The sequence below is a fragment of the Streptomyces sp. NPDC031265 genome (assembly GCF_055570295.1).
On sequence record NZ_JBVIHM010000009.1, the window covers coordinates 36117 to 54480 of the forward strand.

General features: G+C 71.9%; 16 protein-coding genes. 3 read left to right on the forward strand and 13 right to left on the reverse strand.

Annotation, left to right across the window (positions count from 1 at the left end):
* The first annotated feature begins 92 nt into the window (after window positions 1-92).
* Window positions 93-857, forward strand: a complete 765-nt coding sequence (locus ACZ499_RS16140) for a prolyl oligopeptidase family serine peptidase (RefSeq protein WP_468675545.1) — start codon at window positions 93-95, stop codon at window positions 855-857.
* 113 nt (window positions 858-970) lie between these two features.
* Here the strand turns inward: ACZ499_RS16140 and ACZ499_RS16145 are convergent, their stop codons facing one another.
* Entirely contained in the window at window positions 971-1951 is a 981-nt protein-coding gene (locus tag ACZ499_RS16145) for a LysR family transcriptional regulator (RefSeq protein ID WP_385545484.1), read from the reverse strand.
* A gap of 35 nt (window positions 1952-1986) precedes the next feature.
* Between ACZ499_RS16145 and ACZ499_RS16150 the strand changes: the two genes are divergently transcribed.
* Both ACZ499_RS16150 and ACZ499_RS16155 read left to right on the forward strand, forming a co-directional pair.
* Entirely contained in the window at window positions 1987-3276 is a 1290-nt protein-coding gene (locus ACZ499_RS16150; protein WP_468675547.1) for an MFS transporter, read from the forward strand.
* 83 nt (window positions 3277-3359) lie between these two features.
* Complete coding sequence (locus ACZ499_RS16155) at window positions 3360-4352, forward strand: sigma-70 family RNA polymerase sigma factor (RefSeq protein WP_468675549.1); 993 nt, start codon at window positions 3360-3362, stop codon at window positions 4350-4352.
* Window positions 4353-4526: 174 nt separating this feature from the next.
* On the opposite strand, the gene ACZ499_RS16160 is transcribed toward ACZ499_RS16155, so the two are convergent.
* The 12 genes from ACZ499_RS16160 to ACZ499_RS16215 all read right to left on the reverse strand — a co-directional run bounded on the left by ACZ499_RS16160 (window position 4527) and on the right by ACZ499_RS16215 (window position 18187).
* Window positions 4527-4808 (reverse strand): STAS domain-containing protein, encoded by a 282-nt coding sequence (locus ACZ499_RS16160; protein ID WP_468675551.1) that lies wholly within the window; start codon window positions 4806-4808, stop codon window positions 4527-4529.
* A 70-nt stretch (window positions 4809-4878) separates the two neighbouring features.
* Window positions 4879-6156: a thymidine phosphorylase gene (locus ACZ499_RS16165; RefSeq protein WP_385545495.1), complete on the reverse strand. Its 1278-nt coding sequence runs from the start codon at window positions 6154-6156 to the stop codon at window positions 4879-4881.
* A 117-nt stretch (window positions 6157-6273) separates the two neighbouring features.
* Window positions 6274-6696 carry a cytidine deaminase gene (locus ACZ499_RS16170; RefSeq protein WP_468411461.1) on the reverse strand — a complete coding sequence of 141 codons (423 nt, stop codon included), beginning with the start codon at window positions 6694-6696 and terminating at the stop codon, window positions 6274-6276.
* Window positions 6693-7979 carry an ABC transporter permease gene (locus ACZ499_RS16175; RefSeq protein WP_468675554.1) on the reverse strand — a complete coding sequence of 429 codons (1287 nt, stop codon included), beginning with the start codon at window positions 7977-7979 and terminating at the stop codon, window positions 6693-6695. The genes ACZ499_RS16170 and ACZ499_RS16175 overlap by 4 nt, the downstream gene beginning before the upstream one ends.
* The gene (locus ACZ499_RS16180; protein WP_468675555.1) at window positions 7976-9100 is read right to left on the reverse strand and encodes an ABC transporter permease; all 1125 of its coding nucleotides are present in this window, start codon (window positions 9098-9100) and stop codon (window positions 7976-7978) included. Before ACZ499_RS16180 ends, ACZ499_RS16175 begins: the two co-directional genes overlap by 4 nt.
* A complete protein-coding gene (locus ACZ499_RS16185) occupies window positions 9097-10677 on the reverse strand; it encodes an ABC transporter ATP-binding protein (RefSeq protein WP_468675793.1) in 1581 nt (526 codons plus the stop codon). The genes ACZ499_RS16180 and ACZ499_RS16185 overlap by 4 nt, the downstream gene beginning before the upstream one ends.
* A 202-nt stretch (window positions 10678-10879) precedes the next feature.
* On the reverse strand, window positions 10880-11944 hold the full coding sequence (locus tag ACZ499_RS16190; protein WP_468675557.1) for a BMP family lipoprotein: 1065 nt from the start codon (window positions 11942-11944) through the stop codon (window positions 10880-10882).
* 140 nt (window positions 11945-12084) lie between these two features.
* A complete protein-coding gene (locus tag ACZ499_RS16195; RefSeq protein ID WP_468675795.1) occupies window positions 12085-13317 on the reverse strand; it encodes an amidohydrolase in 1233 nt (410 codons plus the stop codon).
* Between the two features lie 263 nt (window positions 13318-13580).
* On the reverse strand, window positions 13581-14681 hold the full coding sequence (locus ACZ499_RS16200; protein ID WP_385545509.1) for a hypothetical protein: 1101 nt from the start codon (window positions 14679-14681) through the stop codon (window positions 13581-13583).
* Between the two features lie 15 nt (window positions 14682-14696).
* Window positions 14697-15629, reverse strand: a complete 933-nt coding sequence (locus ACZ499_RS16205) for an N-acetylneuraminate synthase family protein (protein WP_385545511.1) — start codon at window positions 15627-15629, stop codon at window positions 14697-14699.
* Window positions 15630-15641: 12 nt separating this feature from the next.
* Entirely contained in the window at window positions 15642-16865 is a 1224-nt protein-coding gene (locus ACZ499_RS16210; RefSeq protein WP_468675559.1) for a cytidylyltransferase domain-containing protein, read from the reverse strand.
* The gene (locus tag ACZ499_RS16215) at window positions 16865-18187 is read right to left on the reverse strand and encodes a DUF6716 putative glycosyltransferase (RefSeq protein WP_468675561.1); all 1323 of its coding nucleotides are present in this window, start codon (window positions 18185-18187) and stop codon (window positions 16865-16867) included. The genes ACZ499_RS16210 and ACZ499_RS16215 overlap by 1 nt, the downstream gene beginning before the upstream one ends.
* Window positions 18188-18364 lie beyond the last annotated feature (177 nt).

Below are 18364 nucleotides of genomic sequence, written 5' to 3' on the forward strand. Positions count from 1 at the left end.
GCGTAGATCACCGGGAGTCGCTCGGTTGCCGATGCGTAACAGTGACCGCGCGGACGGGTGGAGTACACCTCGGCTTCTGAGACTGTTCTGTCATGGCACAGCAAGCGACTTCCCTGCCTGCTGCCCGGCTCGGACGGGCCGTCGGTGCGACCGGCGCCGGCTCCTCGGTCGGCGGTGTGGTGCTGGTGCTGCCGGACGGCGATCCCGTCTCGGCGCGCCGCCCTTCGCCCGTCTCGTACGCCTCGGCGCTGCCGTTGGCCCGGCGCCTGGCCCGGGCGGGGCGGGACGACGGACTCGTGGCCCATCTCGTCCGCTACCGGGGCCGGGGCTGGAACGGCGACGACGCCCGGCTCGCGGCGGACGCCGAGTGGGCCGCCGAGGAGGTGGTACGGCGGTACGGGGACGTGCCCGTCTGTCTGGCCGGGCACGGGATGGGCGGGCGGGCCGCGCTGCGGGCGGCGGGGCACTCGGCCGTCAACTGCGTGCTCTCGCTGGCCCCCTGGCTGCCGGAGGAGGACGTGGCGGCCGAGCCGGAGCCCGTGAAGCAGCTGGTGGGGCGGCGGGTGCTGATAGTGCACGGCACCAACGACGCCCGCAGCGACCCGGAGTTGTCGTTCCGGCTCGCCGCGCGCGCGAAGAAGACCAACCGCGACACCTGCCGCTTCGAGGTCCACTCGGACGGGCACGGACTGCGCCAGCACCGGGCCGAAGTCCTGGCCCTGGCGGCCGACTTCGTGAAGGGGTCGCTCTTCACGCACGCGTACGCGCGTCCCGTCGCCGACGCGCTGGCCGCCCCGCCGCCACTGGGTCTGCGGATGCCGCTGGCGGCGGGGTTCGGGAAGTCGCTGCACGTGTGAGGGGTACGGGGCCGGTGCGGCTCACACCGGCAGACGCGGGGCCCGCGTACGGCTCACACCGGCATACAGGGCGTCCGTACGGCTCACACCGGCATATACGGCGCCCGTACGGCTCACACCGGCAGCAACTGCCCGCGCCGCGACAGCAGGAACGCCTTGAAGGCGGCCACCGGCGGGGTGTCCGGGTGGCCGTCCAGCCAGGCCACGCCGATCTCGCGCACCGCGCGCGGCGCCGTCACCGTCAGCTCGACGACGCCCGGGCGGGCCACCGCGGGCGGCGGCAGCAGGGCCACGCCCAGGCCCGCCGCCACCAGGCCGCGCAGGGTCTCCGCCTCCTCGCCCTCGAAGGCGACCCTGGGCGTGAACCCGGCCTGCGCGCACAGGTCGTCCGTGATGCGCCGCAGCCCGTAGCCGGGCTCCAGGGTCACGAACGTCTCGTCGGCGGCCTCCGCGAGCCGGACCCGCTTGCGGGCCGCGAGACGGTGGTCGTCGGGGACGACGAGCCGCAGCCGCTGCTCGTCCAGACGCCGGGCCACCAGGTCGGGCGCGTCGGGCACCGGGGAGGTGAGGCAGAGGTCGAGGTCCCCCGCGCGCAGCCGCTCGATCATCGCCTCGCCGTAGTTCTGCACGAGGGTGAAGCGCACCCGGGGGTGGGTGACCCGGAAGGCCCGGATGAGGGCGGGCACGGTCTCGGAGCCCATGGTGTGCAGGAAGCCGAAGGCGACCTTGCCCGCCGCCGGGTCGGCGTCGGCCCGCACCGACTCGGCGGCCCGCTCGACCTCGGCGAGGGCGCGCTCGGCCGAGCCGAGGAAGGTGCGCCCGGCCGGGGTGAGCGAGACCGTACGGCCCTTGCGGGCGAACAGGGCGACCCCGAGGTCCTCTTCGAGGCGGACCATGGCCCGCGAGAGCGTCGGCTGGGGCACGCCGAGCTCGTGCGCCGCGCGCGTGACGTGCTCGTGGCGGGCGACCGCGGCGAAGTACGCGAGGCGGGGCGCGAGCACCGTGACAATGTCTTCTTCGTTACTGTTCAATGACAGACACCCGCCTGAGCTGTGCTTATGCGTACGTGCATCGATTATGCGCGCTCGATGCATTGGACGCATAAATCTGCCGGGCCTACGGTCGACGTATGCCTCCTGCCAGTACCGGGGCACCCACCACCATGGGTGCCTCCACCGCGCCGTCCCCCGACCAGCTCTTCCCGGGTGCTCCCGGCTACCGCCGGATGAGCTTCGCGCTCTTCGCCGCCGGGGTCGCGACCTTCGCCCTCCTCTACTCCACCCAGGCCCTGCTCCCGCTGATCTCGGGCGACTTGGGGGTGTCGGCCTCCGCGGCGAGCTGGACCGTGTCGGCGGCGACCGGCGCGCTGGCGCTGTGCGTGCTGCCGCTGAGCGCGGTGTCCGAGCGGTTCGGACGGTCCCGGACGATGACGGTCTCCCTGGTGGTCGCGGTCGCGGTGGGGCTGCTCGTGCCGTTCGCGCCGAACGTGGGCTGGCTGGTGGCGCTGCGGGCGGTCCAGGGCGCGGCCCTGGCCGGGCTGCCCGCCTCCGCGATGGCCTATCTCGCGGAGGAGGTGCGACCCAAGGCACTGGTAGCGGCGATCGGCCTGTTCGTGGCGGGCAACTCCATCGGCGGCATGAGCGGCCGCATCCTGACCGGCTGGGTGGCCCAGGCGTGGGGCTGGCGCGCGGCGCTGGCTGCGGTCGGGCTGCTGGCCGCCGGCTGCGCGGTGGCGTTCCGGCTGCTTCTCCCCAGGTCCCGCCACTTCAAAGCCGCGTCCCTCGACCCGCGCGCCCTGGCGGCGACCGTGCGCGGCCACCTCGCGGACCCGCTGCTCGTACGCCTGTACGCGATCGGCGCGCTCTTCATGACGGTGTTCGGCGCCGTCTACACGGTGATCGGCTACCGGCTCACCGCCGCGCCCTTCAACCTCCCGCAGGGCGTGGTCGGCTCGATCTTCCTGGTCTACCTGGTGGGTACGGTCTCCTCCGCCGCGGCCGGGAACCTGGTCGCCCGGCTCGGCCGCCGGGGCGCGCTCTACCTGGCCGTCTCGACCACGACCGCCGGTCTGCTGCTGAGCCTGCTCGACTCGCTGGCGGCGGTCCTGGCGGGCCTGGTGCTGATCACCGCGGGCTTCTTCGCGGGCCACGCGGTCGCCTCCTCCTCGGTGAGCCGCACCGCCAAGACGGGCCGCGCCCAGGCGTCGGCGCTCTACCAGTCCGCGTACTACCTGGGCAGCAGCGCGGGCGGCACGCTCGGCGCGATCGCCTTCCACGCGGGCGGCTGGCCCGCCACGGTGCTGCTCGGCCTGCTGGCCGTCCTCGGCGTCGTCTCGGTGACGCTGTACGGGAGCCACGCCGCCCGCACGGAGCGCAGGATCGCCGCGACGCGCCTCGCCTCACCGCACGCGACCTGCTGAAACGTCCGCCTGAGGCGCGATTGTCAGTGGGCTCCTGTAGCTTCCGAAGAGCTGGAGCACATGGGCGATCTGGGGTGGACGCGATGGGTGATCTGTCAACGGAACCGTCGGTGGCGACGGACCTGGACTCCCGCCTGGAGAAGCACCGGGTCGAGCTGACGGGGTACTGCTACCGGATGCTCGGCTCGGCCTTCGAGGCGGAGGACGCCGTGCAGGACACGCTGGTCCGGGCATGGCGGAGCTACGAGAAGTTCGAGGGCCGCTCCTCCCTGCGGTCCTGGCTGTACCGGATCGCGACCAACGTCTGCCTGGACATGCTGACCGCGAGCGGCAAGCGGGCCCGTCCGATGGACCTCACGGCCCCGCAGACGGCGTCCTCGGCCGTGCTGCGCTCGCGGCCGGAGGTGACCTGGCTGGAGCCGGTGCCGGACGCGCGGGTGGTGCCGACGGCGGTGGACGACCCGGCCGAGACGGCGGTCGCGCGCGAGAGCGTGCGGCTCGCCTTCGTCGCGGCCCTCCAGCACCTGCCCCCCAAACAGCGGGCAGTGCTCATCCTGCGCGAGGTGCTCGCGTGGAAGGCGAGCGAGGTGGCCGAGCTGCTCGGGACGACGGTGGCATCGGTCAACAGCGCGCTCCAGCGGGCGCGTTCGACGCTGGCGGAGTCGGAGCCGCGCGCCTCGGACGCGGCGGACCCGCTCGACGAGGAGCAGCAGAAGCTCCTGGCCCGCTATGTGGCGGCGTTCGAGGGGTACGACATGTCGGCCCTGACGTCCCTGCTGCACGAGGACGCGACGCTGTCCATGCCGCCGTACGACCTGTGGCTGCGCGGCCCCGAGGACATCGTGGCGTGGCACCTGGGCCCGGGGCGCGGGTGCCGGGGGTCGCGCCTGGTGCCGACCGTCGCCAACGGGACGCCCGCCTTTGGGCAGTACCGCCCCGGTGGCCCCGGCGGGCGGCACGAGCCGTGGGCGCTTCAGGTGGTGGAGATCGCCGACGGGAAGATAGTGGGGCTCAACGCGTTTCTGGACACGGCGCGTTGGTTCCCGATGTTCGGGTTGCCGGAGGGGCTGGAGTAGGGACGCGGCTGGAACGGTGGTCGGATATCTGCCGGCCGGTGGGGGCCGGTCGCTCCCCCAAGTTCTCGGCTCCGCTCGAACAGGGGGGACCCCCATCGCGGCGGAGCCGCACGATGTCACAGCCCCGCGTCCCTTACCGGTGCCCCGGGACCGCATCGGCCTGCCAGTGTCGGCTCAGCCCGGCTCCTCGACCAGCCCGGCGAGGTGGAGCAGCGCCCACAACCCCGGCCCCGCGTTGCGTATCGTGATCCGGCCGCCCGCCCGGCGAGCGGTCAGGCGCAGGCGGGCGACCGCCTCCACCGCCGCGAGATCGGCCCTCACCAGCCCGCCGACGTCGCACACCACCTCGCGCGCCCCGGCCGCGTACAGCACCCGCAGCCGCTCGCAGAGGGGTGTCACGTCGGCGAGGGCCACCGGCGACGGGACGACGAGCAGGGCGGGTTCGGTGGGCTTCACACGGGAACAGACCCGCCCCGGCCGCGAAATTCATCGGCCGGGTACGGGTCTGCGGGAAGACGCGGGGGCGTCAGGCGATCCGGTCGAGGACGATCGGGTTCGCGGTGAACGAGGTGCCCGCCGGAGCGATGTCGTACGAGTCGCCCAGCGTCTGGAGGGCGTACTCGAACTTCTCCGGCGTGTCCGTGTGCAGGGTGAGCAGCGGCTGACCCGCCGTCACCGTGTCGCCCGGCTTGGCGTGCAGCTCGACGCCCGCGCCCGCCTGCACCGGGTCCTCCTTGCGGGCCCGGCCGGCGCCGAGGCGCCAGGCGGCGACGCCGATGTCGTACGCGTCGAGGCGGGTCAGCACGCCCGACCGCGAGGCGGTGACGACGTGCTGCTCGCGGGCGACCGGCAGGGTCGCGTCCGGGTCGCCGCCCTGGGCCGCGATCATCCGGCGCCAGACGTCCATGGCCGAGCCGTCGGCGAGCGCCTTCTCGGGGTCGGCGTCCTTGATCCCGGCCGCGTCCAGCATCTCGCGGGCGAGCGCCAGAGTGAGGTCGATGACGTCCTGGGGGCCGCCGCCCGCGAGGACCTCGACGGACTCGCGGACTTCGAGGGCGTTACCCGCGGTGAGGCCCAGCGGGGTGGACATGTCGGTGAGCAGCGCGACGGTCTTCACTCCGCTGTCGGTGCCGAGGGCGACCATGGTGGAGGCCAGCTCGCGGGCGTCCTCGATGGTCTTCATGAAGGCGCCGGTGCCGACCTTGACGTCGAGGACCAGCGAGCCGGTGCCCTCGGCGATCTTCTTCGACATGATCGAGGAGGCGATCAGCGGGATGGCCTCGACGGTGCCGGTGACGTCGCGCAGCGCGTAGAGCTTCTTGTCGGCGGGGGCCAGACCGTCGCCCGCCGCGCAGATGACGGCGCCGGTGGTGTCCAGGACGTTCAGCATCTCCTCGTTGGAGAGCAGCGCGCGCCAGCCGGGGATGGACTCCAGCTTGTCGAGGGTGCCGCCGGTGTGGCCGAGGCCCCGGCCGGACAGCTGCGGCACGGCCGCGCCGCACGCGGCGACCAGCGGGGCGAGCGGCAGCGTGATCTTGTCGCCGACGCCGCCGGTGGAGTGCTTGTCGGCGGTGGGGCGCGAGAGCGCGTCGAAGTTCATGCGCTCGCCGGACGCGATCATCGCGGCGGTCCAGCGGGCGATCTCCGTACGGTTCATGCCGTTGAGCAGGATCGCCATGGCGAGGGCCGACATCTGCTCGTCGGCGACGACACCCCGGGTGTAGGCGTCGATGACCCAGTCGATCTGCTCCGGGCTCAGCTCGCCCCGGTCTCGCTTGGTGCGGATGACGGAGATGACGTCCATGGCATTCCTTCCGGCAAGTGCGGTTCGTCCGTACGGTACAGGCGACTCTACGCGCATAGAGAGGGCTGACGGGTGCGACCCCTCCCCCGCTGACCAGCAACGGAGGGGCCGCGGTGGTTACTTGAGCGGTTGCTTCAGATGGTCCGGGCCGAAGGCCTGCGGAAGCATGGCGGAGAGCGGCAGGATCCCGTCCGGGGTCTCCAGGAGCAGCTCCGGTCCGCCGAACTCGTACAGCAGCTGCCGGCAGCGGCCGCAGGGCACGAGCACGGCGCCGTGGCCGTCGACGCACACGAAGTGCGTCAGCCGCCCGCCGCCGCCGAGCCGCAGCGCCGAGACGAGCCCGCACTCGGCGCACAGCGCCAGGCCGTACGAGGCGTTCTCGACGTTGCAGCCGGTGATCGTGCGCCCGTCGTCGACGAGCGCCGCCGCGCCGACCGGGTAGCCCGAGTACGGGGCGTACGCCCGGGACATGGCGTCCCGGGCCGCCTCGCGCAGGGCCTCCCAGTCGACGGCGGAGGTGCCGTTGGCGTCCGGTGTCACTTGCCCTGGCCCTTGCGGTAGCGCATGCCGTCGGCCTTGGGCATCCGCAGGCGCTGCGCGGAGAGCGACAGCACGAGCAGCGTGACGATGTACGGCGTGGCGCCGACGAAGTCGCCGGGGACGGTGTCGGTCATCAGGTACCAGACCAGGATGACCGCGGCGATGACGGCGCTGACCGCGGCCTGGACCACGGCCTTCTTGTACGCCTTCCAGGCCGCCAGGAGGCCGAGAAGGACCACCAGGAGCAGCAGCAGCGCGTGGACGGTCTCGCCGCCGTTGCGCAGCTGGAGTGCGTCGGAGAAGCCGAACAGACCGGCGCCCATGGCGAGTCCGCCCGGCCGCCAGTTACCGAAGATCATCGCGGCGAGGCCGATGTAGCCGCGGCCGCCGGTCTGGCCCTCCAGGTAGATGTGCGAGGTGACGAGCGCCAGGAAGGCGCCGCCGAGACCGGCGAGGCCGCCGGAGACGGCTACCGCCGCGTACTTGTACGAGTAGACGTTGACGCCGAGGGACTCGGCGGCCACCGGGTTCTCGCCGCAGGAGCGCAGCCGCAGGCCGAACGCGGTCTTCCACAGCAGCCACCAGGTGGCGACGAAGAGCACGACCGCGAGCACGGTCACCCAGGACACGTCGGTGACCAGGCCCGCGAGGATGCCCGCCAGGTCCGAGATCAGGAACCAGTGGTGCTTCTCGATCGACTCCAGGCCGGAGGAGAGGCCCGGGACCGTGAAGCTGGGCAGGGCGTCCGAGGGCGGCGACTGCTTGGGGTTGCCGCCCTTGGTCGCGGCGTCGCCCTCGTTGAAGAAGAGCTTCGCCATGTACTGCGTGGTGCCGAGCGCGAGCAGGTTGACGGCCACACCGGAGACGATGTGGTCGACGCCGAAGGTGATGGTGGCCACCGCGTGGACGAGACCGCCCAGGACGCCGAAGCCGATGCCGGCGAGCAGGCCGAGCCAGGGGCTGGTCTGCCAGCCGACCCAGCCGGCGCCGAAGGTGCCGAGGATCATCATGCCTTCGAGGCCGATGTTGACCACGCCGGCCCGCTCGGACCACAGGCCCGCGAGGCCCGCGAGGCCGATCGGCACGGCGAGGCCGAGTGCGGCGCTGATCTGGCCGCCGGAGGTGAGCTGGTCGGCGCCGGTGATGACGCGGACGGCGGAGACCAGGAGCAGGGCGCCCGCGACGATCAGCAGGATCTGCGCGAGGGAGGCCTTGCGCTTGAGGTTGCCCCTCTTGACCCCGGCCGGAGGCGGGGTCGTGGTCGTGTCGATCGTGACGCTCATGCCGTCACCTCCTGCTGGGACTTGGCGGCCTGGGCCGCGAGCTCGGCGCCGACGCGCTGCTGCTGGCGCTTCAGGCCGTAGCGGCGGACGACTTCGTAGGCGATGACGACGCACAGGACGATGACGCCCTGGATCACGCCGAGGATCTCCTTGTCGAAGCCGATGAACTCAAGGTGGCTGGTGGTGCGCTCCAGGAAGCCCCACAGGAGGGCGCCGAGGGCGATGCCGATCGGGTGGTTGCGGCCGAGCAGCGCGATGGCGATACCGGTGAAGCCGAGGCCCGCGGGGAAGCTGTTGTCGTACTGGTGGCTGTCGTTGAGCAGCGTCGGCAGACCGACCAGACCCGCGACGGCACCCGAGATGACCATGCTGGTGGCGATCATCTTCTTGACGCTGACACCGCTGGCGGCGGCCGCGGACTCGGACTGGCCGACGGCCCGCAGGTCGAACCCGAAGCGGGTGCGGCCGAGCACGAACCAGTAGGCGACACCCGCCAGGGCGGCGACGAAGATGAAGCCCCACAGGGTGCCCGCGGCGCCGGTGTCGATGCTGAAGAACCAGGAGTCCTTCGGCAGCGGCTTGGTGGAGACCAGGGTGCCGGCCGAGTCGAGCTGGCCGAGGAGGTCGGGCTGCATCAGATACGCGATGATCGCGGTGGCGATCGCGTTGAGCATGATCGTGGAGATGACCTCGCTGACGCCGCGGGTCACCTTGAGGATGCCCGCCACGGCCGCCCACATCGCGCCGACGAACATCGCCACGATGATCATCAGCGGGATGGCCACGATGCCCGGCAGGGTCAGCGCACCGCCGACGACGGCCGCGAAGAACGCCGCCATGCGGTACTGGCCGTCGACACCGATGTTGAACAGGTTCATCCGGAAGCCGATGGCCACCGCGATGCCCGCCAGGTAGTACGTGGTGGCCTTGTTCAGGATGTAGATCTGGCTGTCGCTGGCCGAGCCGTACGACAGCATGTCGCTGAAGGCCGTGAGCGGGTTCTTGCCGGTGATCAGGATGACCACGGCCGTCACGGCGAGCGCGGCGACCACCGCGAGCACGGGGGCCGCGATCGCGAGGAGCAGGCGCTCCTTGTCGATCCTGGAGGTGAGCTTCTTCATCGGTCCTCTCCCCGGTCCGTACCGGACTCTTCGCCCTCGACGTGTTCCAGGTGGCCGGAGGCCGCACCCGTCATCGCGGAGCCGAGTTCCTCGGGGGTGATCGTGGCGGGGTCGGCGTCGGCGACCAGGCGGCCGCGGTACATCACCCGCAGGGTGTCGGACAGGCCGATCAGCTCGTCCAGGTCGGCGGAGATCAGCAGCACCGCGAGGCCCTCGCGGCGGGCCTCCCGGATCTGGTCCCAGATCTGCGCCTGCGCGCCGACGTCCACGCCCCGGGTGGGGTGCGCGGCGATCAGCAGCTTGGGGGTGTGGCTCATCTCGCGGCCGACGATCAGCTTCTGCTGGTTGCCGCCGGAGAGCGAGGCCGCGGTGACGTCGATACCGGGGGTGCGCACGTCGTACTCGCGCACGATCCGCTCGGTGTCGAGCCGGGCCGCCTTGTTGTCGAGCAGGCCGCGCTTGGAGTTGGGGCGCTCGGTGATGTGCCCGAGCATCCGGTTCTCCCACAGCGGGGCTTCGAGCAGCAGGCCGTGGCGGTGGCGGTCCTCGGGGATGTAGCCCACGCCGCCCTCGCGGCGCGCGCGGGTCGGCGCGTGCGAGATGTCGTCGGCGTCGAGGGTGATGACACCGCCGTCGGGGTCGCGCATGCCCATGATGGCCTCGACGAGCTCGGCCTGGCCGTTGCCCTCGACGCCGGCGATGCCCAGGACCTCGCCCTTGTGGATGGTGAGCGAGACGTTGGAGAGCACGTCGCGCACCACGCCCTCGGGGTCGGTCGCGGCCAGCTGGAGCCCCGCCACCCGCAGCATCGGCACATCGGTGACGGTCGACTCGCGGGTCTCCGGGGACGGGAGCTCGCTGCCCACCATCAGCTCGGCGAGCTGCTTGGAGGTGGTGGTCCTCGGGTCGGCGGTGCCCACCGTCGTACCGCGCCGGATGACGGTGATCTCGTCGGCGACCTTCAGCACCTCGCCCAGCTTGTGGGAGATGAAGATGACGGTCAGGCCCTCGGCCTTGAGCTCACGCAGGTTGTCGAAGAGCGCCTCGACCTCCTGCGGGACCAGGACGGCCGTCGGCTCGTCGAGGATCAGGGTGCGGGCACCGCGGTAGAGGACCTTGAGGATCTCGACGCGCTGGCGGTCCGCCACGCCCAGGTCCTCGACGAGGACGTCGGGGCGCACGTTCAGGCCGTACGCGTCGGAGATCTCCTTGATCTTCTTACGGGCCTTGGCCCCGATGCCGTACAGCTTCTCGCCGCCGAGAACCACGTTCTCCAGGACGGTGAGGTTGTCGGCGAGCATGAAGTGCTGGTGCACCATGCCGATTCCGCGTGCGATGGCGTCGGCGGGGCTGTGGAAGACCGCCTGCTCGCCGTCGATGGTGATGGTGCCCTCGTCCGGCTTCTGCATGCCGTAGAGGATCTTCATCAGGGTCGACTTGCCGGCACCGTTCTCACCGCAGAGGGCATGGACGGTGCCCTTCTTGACGGTGATGTCGATGTCCTTGTTGGCGACGACGCCGGGGAATCGTTTGGTGATGCCGCGCAGTTCGACGGCGGGAGGGCTGGACGCGTTGATGGCGCACTCTCCTACGAGAAGGAGGGGGGTGGGGGCAGAGGGCGTGGTGACGCTAGCGCGCCAACTCCCGCCTACGCGCGTAGAGTTGACACATCGTTATGGGCTCGGAGGGGAGGGGGCTCACCCTCCCCGCCGAGCCCGTCACTGCTTCAGTGCCGTGACGTGGTCCGGCCCCGGTGACGGGGCCGGGTCACGGCGCGGATCACGGGGTCGTCTTGACCTTGATCTCACCGTCGACGATCTTCTTCTTGGCCGCGTCGATCTGGGCCTTGATGTCGTCGATGAAGCCGCCGCTGGTGGCCAGCGAGACGCCGTCCTTGGCCAGCGGGTAGCTGTTGGTGCCGGTGAGCGGCTTGCCGTCCTTGACCGACTTGACCAGGTCGTAGACGCCGATGTCGACGTTCTTGACGACCGAGGTCAGGATCGCGGACTTGAACTTGCCCAGCGAGGCCTGGTTGTACTGGTCCGAGTCGACGCCGATCGCCCAGGCGCCCTTCTTGCCCGCGACGGCCTCGATGGAGCCGGTGCCGGAGGAGCCGGCCGCCGTGTAGATGACGTCGACGTCCTTGTCCAGCATGCCCTGCGCGGCGGCCTTGCCCTTGTCGGGGCTGGCGAAGCCGGAGGTGTCCGAGCCGTGCGACAGGTACTGGACGTCGACCTTGTCGGCGGGCTTGGTGTCCTTGACGCCCTGGACGAAGCCGGCCTCGAACTTCTTGATCAGCGGGACGTCCACACCACCGATGAAGCCGACGTGGCCGGTCTTCGACTTCAGCGCCGCGGCGACACCCGCGAGGTAGGAGCCCTGCTCCTCGGTGAAGACGATGTTGTCGACGTTCTTGGCGCCCTCGACGACCGAGTCGACGATGCCGAAGGTCGTGTTCGGGTACTTGGCGGCGACCTGCTTCATCGAGTTGGCGTAGGCGTAGCCGATGCCGATGACCGGGTTGTAGCCCGCCTGGGCCAGGTCGGTGAGGCGCTGGATGCGGTCGGCCTCGGTGTCCGTGGTCTTGGCGGTCAGCTCCTTGATGTCACCGCCGAACTCGCCCTTGGCCTTGTCGATGCCGCGCGCGGCGGAGTCGTTGAACGAGTGGTCACCACGGCCGCCGACGTCGTACGCGACACCGACCTTGACACCCTTGCCGCCCGCGCTGGACGACGAGGAGGTGCCCTTGTCCTTCTCGGAAGAGGTGCTGCCACACGCGGTGGCGGAAAGCGCGAGTGCGGCGGTGGCGATACCGGCCGCAGCGATCTTGGATACCCGGCGCACGAGGAGGTCCCTTCAAAACGAACCGAGAGCGCCCCTACCGGCGCTGGTTTCGCGTCGGATCGTAACGCGCGTAGATGTCGCGTAAAGACCTGTTCGGAAGCCGTTATCGAATCGCCGCGAACAGAGGATGAAGTGTCCGGTTACGAACGGTGTCCTTCCAGCAGCGCAGCGGCAGTGAAGAGCTCCACTCCGACCCTGATGGCGGCCTCATCGGCGTCGAAATCACCCCTATGCAGGTCAAGACGGGCGTTGGACCCCGGAGTGCGCACGCCGAGGCGGGCCATCGCGCCCGGCACGTGCTCCAGGTACCAGGAAAAGTCCTCGCCACCCAGACTCTGCTCGGTGTCCTCGATCGCGAACGCCCCTCGGCGCGCCGTCTGAGCCTCGCGCAGGAGTTCGGCCACCGCCGGGTCGTTGACGACCGGCGGCACGCCGCGGACATAGTTGATCTCGGACTTCGCGCCGTGCAGAGTGGCGACCTCGTCGATCGCGGCGTGCACCTTGTCGGGCGCGTCACGCCAGGCGTCCAGGTCCAGGCAGCGCACGGTTCCGGCCAGCTCCGCGCGCATCGGGATGACGTTGCAGGCGTGCCCGGCGTCGATGCGGCCCCAGGTGACGGCGAGCCCGGCGCGGGCGTCGATCCGGCGGGCGAGCAGCGCGGGCACGTCGGTGACCACCCGGGCGGCGGCGGTGACGAGGTCGGTGGTCAGATGCGGGCGGGCGGTGTGGCCGCCGGGGCCGGCCAGGGTGATCTCCAGCCGGTCGCAGGCCGAGGTGATCGCCCCGGCGCGCAGCCCGATCCGGCCGGCGTCGACGCGCGGGTCGCAGTGCACCGCGATGATCCTGCCCACGCCGTCGAGCGCGCCGGACCGGATCGCGTCGGTGGCGCCGCCGGGCAGCACCTCCTCGGCGGGCTGGAAGACCAGCCGGACCGGGTTCGGCAGCAGGCCCTGCCGGTCCAGCTCGGCCAGGACCAGACCGGTGCCGAGCACGGTGGTGGTGTGGATGTCGTGGCCGCAGGCATGCGCCCGATCGGGGACGGTCGAGCGGTACGGCGCGTTGACCTTGGCGTCCGGAATCGGCAGGGCGTCGATGTCCCCCCTGATCGCCAGCATGGGCCGTCCGCTCTTCCGGGTGCCGACATCGCACAGGAGTCCGGTCCCGCTGTCGAGGACCCGGGGCTTGAGCCCGGCCGCCTCCAGCCGCTTCTTGATCGCCGCGGTGGTGCGGAACTCCTGGTTTCCCAGCTCGGGGTGCATGTGCAAGTCCCGGCGGAAGGCGATGAGTTCGGCACCCAGGGGCTCGGGGAGCAACCCGGGCAGCGGGGCTCCCCCGGGCAGATCGGCTTCGGGTTCGTCGGAGGCGCGCGACATCAACTGGTTCACCTGTTGAAGAGTAGGCCCCATTAAGGGCCAACTAACCTTCAATCAACAAAAGTTCAGCCCGATAGGGGAAAGAAATCTGCCCGCCCGGGGGTTGTCGGCCGTGGGGGCTGGGTAAACTCACCGCTCGTTTCTCAGGCGTGTCGCAGATGTTTCGCAGTGTTCTCTCAGCGCCGTCTCAGGCCGGGGGCGGGCAGAGGGCGCACCGCGCCCGGCCGGCGCCCCGGCCCGCGCGCCCCCGCTCACGCCCCCGCTCAGGCCGCGACCATCCGCAGCCCGTGGGCGTCGCGGGCCGAGCCGGTGACGTCCGCGAGGAAGCCCTGGGCGCGCGGGGACGCCTTGTCGGTGAGCCAGGCGGGGTCGATGTCGCAGACCAGCAGGCGCACGTCGGTGCCCGCCAGGGCGGGCGGCAGGGTGTGGACCACCGTGGAGGGAAAACTGAGGATCGTACGCCCGACGGGCCCGCGCCGGGCGATGAGTTCCAGCGGCAGATCCGGCCGGACGATCTCCAGGCCGGTCCGCAGGTGCAGGGTGCGCAGCTTCTCGGGGGACTCGCGGCGGTGGGCGAAGTACCGGGTCACGCCATGGGTGCGGGCCAGCGCCGCGACCGCCTCCAGATAGCGGTCCGGGTCGACCACGCCCGTCTCCACCAGTGAGGTGCCCACCATGTCGGCGCCCTTGGTGATGCGCGGCGGGCCGAACCGGGCCCGGGTCCAGCCGAAGGTGTTGGGGGTGACCGTGACAGCCTCCGGGGCCTGTACGGGCATGGCGCTGAACACCTCGACCGTACGGCCCCGCGACGGGGTGAGCCGACGGCGCGCCGAGGCGGCGAACGGTGCGAAGAGCACATCGCGCGCCCCCGCCCGGCTGCCGCGCCGGTGCCAGCGGACCAGCCGCTCGCCGCTGCCCAGTTGGGCGACGAACTCCATGGTGGCCGTACCGTCGTCGACGACGACCAGGTCACGGGCGCGGGCCACGGTCAGCAGCAGCTGTACATAGCGCGAGAACGGGTCGCCGATGACGATCCGGTCGGCGCGGCGCAGCAGCGAGGAGAGTCCGCCGATGGTGCGCAGCGGAGCGGTGGGCCCGCCGCGCGCCTCCTCCCAGCGCACCCGCATGCCCTCCTCGCGGGCCAGCTCCGCCATCCGGCGCAGCTGGCCGCGCGACATCGGGTCGGTGGGCGAGAGGACGACGACGGTGAGGTCGTCGTGGGCGGCCGCCGCGTCCCCGGGCCCGGACCGCTGGGCCGGCACGCCGTTCAGCAGCGGGCGCGTGGAATGGGCCCACTCCAGCACGTTGAGCAGCTGGACCGGGCTCTCCACGAAGGCGATCGTGGCGGTGGTGTCCCGAGGCACGGCGGCCGGCCCGTCTCAGACCGAGACCGGCGCGCGGTCGGCGTCGACCGCCTCGGCCTCGGCGACGACACCGGTGAACCGGCGCAGCTTCTTCATCGGGGCGAGCTCCGACTCGTACACCTTCTTGACGCCGTCGCCGAGCGCGGCCTCGATGGTGCGGATGTCGCGGACCAGGCGCTGCAGACCGCCCGGCTCGACGGAGGCGGCCTGGTCGGAGCCCCACATCGCACGGTCCAGGGTGATGTGGCGCTCGACGAAGGCGGCGCCGAGGGCGACGGCGGCCAGCGTCGTCTGCAGGCCCGTCTCGTGGCCGCTGTAGCCGATCGGGACGTTGGGGTACTCGGCCATCAGGCTGTTGATGACCCGCAGGTTGAGCTCCTCGGCCTTGGCCGGGTAGGTGGAGGTGGCGTGGCAGAGCAGGATGTTGTCGCTGCCGAGCACCTCGACGGCGTGCCGGATCTGCTTCGGCGTGGACATGCCGGTGGAGAGGATGACGGTGCGGCCGGTGGCGCGCAGGGCGCGCAGCAGCTCGTCGTCGGTGAGCGAGGCGGAGGCGACCTTGTGGGCCGGGAGGTCGAACTTCTCCAGGAAGGCGACGGCCTCGGTGTCCCACGGGGAGGCGAACCAGTCGATCCCGCGCTTCTTGCAGTGCTCGTCGATGGTGCGGTACTCCGACTCGCCGAACTCCACCCGGTGGCGGTAGTCGATGTACGTCATCCGGCCCCACGGGGTGTCGCGCTCGATGTCCCACTGGTCGCGCGGGGTGCAGATCTCCGGGGTGCGCTTCTGGAACTTGACGGCGTCGCAGCCGGCGTCGGCGGCGGCGTCGATCAGGGCGAGGGCGTTGCCCAGGTCACCGTTGTGGTTGATGCCGATCTCACCGGTGACGTACACCGGCTGACCCGGTCCGGCACTGCGGCTGCCGAAGGTGCGCAGACGGTTGCTCATGAGGGGATGTCCTTACTGGGCAGGGGAGTTGTGGAGCGAAGGGGTGGGGTGGAGCTCGGGTCCGAGGAGCCAGGCGGCGATCTCGCGGATCGCGCCCTCACCGCCTGGAGTGGCGGTGACCGCGCGCGCGGCGGCGCGCACGGAGTCATGGGCGTCGGCGACCGCGACCGGCCAGCCGACGAGGGAGAAGCAGGGCAGGTCGTTGACGTCGTTGCCCGCGTAGAGCACCCGGGCTGGGTCGACCCCCGCGTCCTCGCACCACTGCTTGAGGGCGAGGTCCTTGCGGTCGACGCCGTGCAGTACGGGGATCCGGAGCTTGCGGGCGCGGGCGGCGACCACCGGGTTCTGCTCGGTGGAGAGGATGAGCAGCTTCAGGCCGGCGCGGCGCAGGGCCGCGATGCCGAGCCCGTCGCCCCGGTGCACGGCGACGAGTTCGCGGCCCTCGGAGTCGATGAGCACCCGGTCGTCGGTCTGGGTGCCGTCGAAGTCGAGGACGACCGCGTCGACGTCGGCGTGGTCCGGGGTGCGGGCCGGGTCGAGCAGCGGCGCGAGCGCCCGGGCGCGGGCCAGGTCGTGCGGGTCGTCGATCTCCAGGACGCGGGCCGGGTCGGTCCGCACCAGCGCGGTGTGCCCGAAGAAGCGGTGCTGGTGGGTGCGGAAGCCCTCGGCGTCCATGGCGTAGGCGGCGCCGGTCTCCAGGAAGTCCTGGGGGCGGTCCTGGCGGCGCGGGCGGAAGGCCTTGTCGTGGCCCATGCCCTCGCCGCCCTCCTGTACGGACTCGCGCCAGACGAAGCCGTGGAAGGGGGCGACGGTGACGGCCGTGTCGGCGCCGTCCACGACGACGGCCGCGGCGACCCCGTCCACGTCCTCGTGGGTCAGGAACGGGCTGGTGCACTGCACGAGCAGGACGACGTCGGTGTCCGCGTGCCCTTCGAGTGCGTGCAGTACGGCCGCCTCGCTGGTCGCGGTGTCCCCCGCGATGGCGGCGGGGCGCACGACGACGTGCGCGCCGGCCGCGGCGGCGGCGGAGGCGATCGCCGGGTCGTCCGTGGAGACGGCGACATCGGTGACGTGCCGCGCGGCGAGGCAGGCCCGTACGGCCCGGACGACCAGCGGGACACCGCCGACCGCGGCGAGGTTCTTGCCGGGGACCCCCTTGGAGCCGCCCCGGGCCGGGATGACGGCCAGGACCTTCTTGGGCCGTGAGTCCGGGCGCGGGTTCGGCAGGGCGTTCATCAGAGTTCTCCCATCCGGCGGATGACCGGGGCCACGCGCTGCACGCCGTGGCGGTAGGCCCCGCGGGCCGCGTCCCGTACGGCTTCGCGCACCAGGCGGCGTACGCCGGTGGCCTCCGCTTCGGGCGCGGCGCCCGGCAGCGGGGTGCCGTCGGGGGCGAGGTGGTGGCGGGCGAGGATGCCGGGCAGATAGCCGGGCGCGGTGGCGGGCGTGTAGTAGGGCCGTACGGGCGGCAGTCCGGGGCGGGCGAGGAGGTCCGCGATGCGGGTGCGGGCCGCGTCGAAGGCGGTGGCGTACGCGTCGCCGGGGGCGACCCCCTGGGCGGCGAGCCAGCCGGCGTCGGGGTCCGGGCGGTGGCCGGCGTCCAGCTGGTCCCAGGAGGCGAGGCAGCCCGACCCGATGAAGTGGTGGTTGCCGAGGCCCTCGCGTACGCCCAGGTCGGTCAGGACCGCGGTGGGCACCGAGCGGTGCAGGGATTCGAGGGCGGCCGTCGAGGAGACCGTGACCAGCAGGTCGGTGCGGTCCAGGACCTCGCCCATGTTCCCGTACACCAAACGGAAGTTGGGCGGCAGCTCCAGGGACCGGGCGAGCTTCTGGTAGGGCTGCTCCTCGATGTGCGTGGTGTGCTCGCCGGGCTTGGAGCGCAGCTTGAGCAGCACCTCGCGGCCGGGGTGGCGGTGGGCGTGGGCGATCAGGCGCCGCAGCAGGTACAAGCGGTCGGCGCGGCTCTCGGGCACGGACGGCTGGGCGGCGAAGACGACGGTGTCGCGGCCCGGCTCGGGCCGGTACGGATCGCCCCCGAGGAAAGGCAGGGCGGCCTCGGTCACCGCGGAGGCGTCGGCGCCCACGCCCTCGTACACGGCGCGGAACCGCTCGGCGTCGTGCCGGGCGTTGGCGAGGACCACGTCGGCGCCGTGGCGCAGCAGCAGGCCGTCGGCGAGCTTCTCGTAGACGACGCCGACGTAGCCGGTGACCAGGACGGGCCTGCGGGTGCCGGCGGGCCACAGCCGGGCGAGGCCGTGCAGGGCCGCCTGGGCGGCGCCGCCGACCAGCGCGAGGACCACCACGTCGTACGGCTCGCGCTCGACGGCGCGCAGGAACGCGGCCATCGTCACCTCGCGCAGGGCGTCGGCGTCGACGCCGACCTCGGCGAGCTGGCGCGGCGTGGGGGTGGCCCGGCCGCGCAGCAGGAAGCCGCTGAGCTCGGGGGTGCGCTCGGCGATCCGGCGGGCGGTGAGGGCACCCCATTTCCACCGGGTGTCGGAATCAGCGAGAACGGCGATCCGCGGCGGAGTGTCGGTGGGGTTCGTACGTGATGGCACGTCGAAGAAGCTAGGAATCCATTCCGTTTGGCGGCCCAACTGGACCGCAACAGATGGTTAACAGCGCGTCTACGAATGAAGAAAGAGCCCGTAAAGCGAACCGGTTAATAAGCCGGTCGCCCAGTGTTCACCCAACATCCCTCGCCCGGACAGGGCGAATGACGCGGCGCCACTTAG

What these genes read in the sequence shown, in the direction of transcription:
- ACZ499_RS16140 (WP_468675545.1), top strand. Translation starts at nt 93, where the DNA reads ATGGCACAGCAAGCGACTTCCCTGCCTGCTGCCCGGCTCGGACGGGCC.
- ACZ499_RS16145 (WP_385545484.1), bottom strand. Translation starts at nt 1,951, where the DNA reads ATGCATCGAGCGCGCATAATCGATGCACGTACGCATAAGCACAGCTCA.
- ACZ499_RS16150 (WP_468675547.1), top strand. Translation starts at nt 1,987, where the DNA reads ATGCCTCCTGCCAGTACCGGGGCACCCACCACCATGGGTGCCTCCACC.
- ACZ499_RS16155 (WP_468675549.1), top strand. Translation starts at nt 3,360, where the DNA reads ATGGGTGATCTGTCAACGGAACCGTCGGTGGCGACGGACCTGGACTCC.
- ACZ499_RS16165 (WP_385545495.1), bottom strand. Translation starts at nt 6,156, where the DNA reads ATGGACGTCATCTCCGTCATCCGCACCAAGCGAGACCGGGGCGAGCTG.
- ACZ499_RS16175 (WP_468675554.1), bottom strand. Translation starts at nt 7,979, where the DNA reads ATGAGCGTCACGATCGACACGACCACGACCCCGCCTCCGGCCGGGGTC.
- ACZ499_RS16180 (WP_468675555.1), bottom strand. Translation starts at nt 9,100, where the DNA reads ATGAAGAAGCTCACCTCCAGGATCGACAAGGAGCGCCTGCTCCTCGCG.
- ACZ499_RS16195 (WP_468675795.1), bottom strand. Translation starts at nt 13,317, where the DNA reads ATGTCGCGCGCCTCCGACGAACCCGAAGCCGATCTGCCCGGGGGAGCC.
- ACZ499_RS16205 (WP_385545511.1), bottom strand. Translation starts at nt 15,629, where the DNA reads ATGAGCAACCGTCTGCGCACCTTCGGCAGCCGCAGTGCCGGACCGGGT.
- ACZ499_RS16210 (WP_468675559.1), bottom strand. Translation starts at nt 16,865, where the DNA reads ATGAACGCCCTGCCGAACCCGCGCCCGGACTCACGGCCCAAGAAGGTC.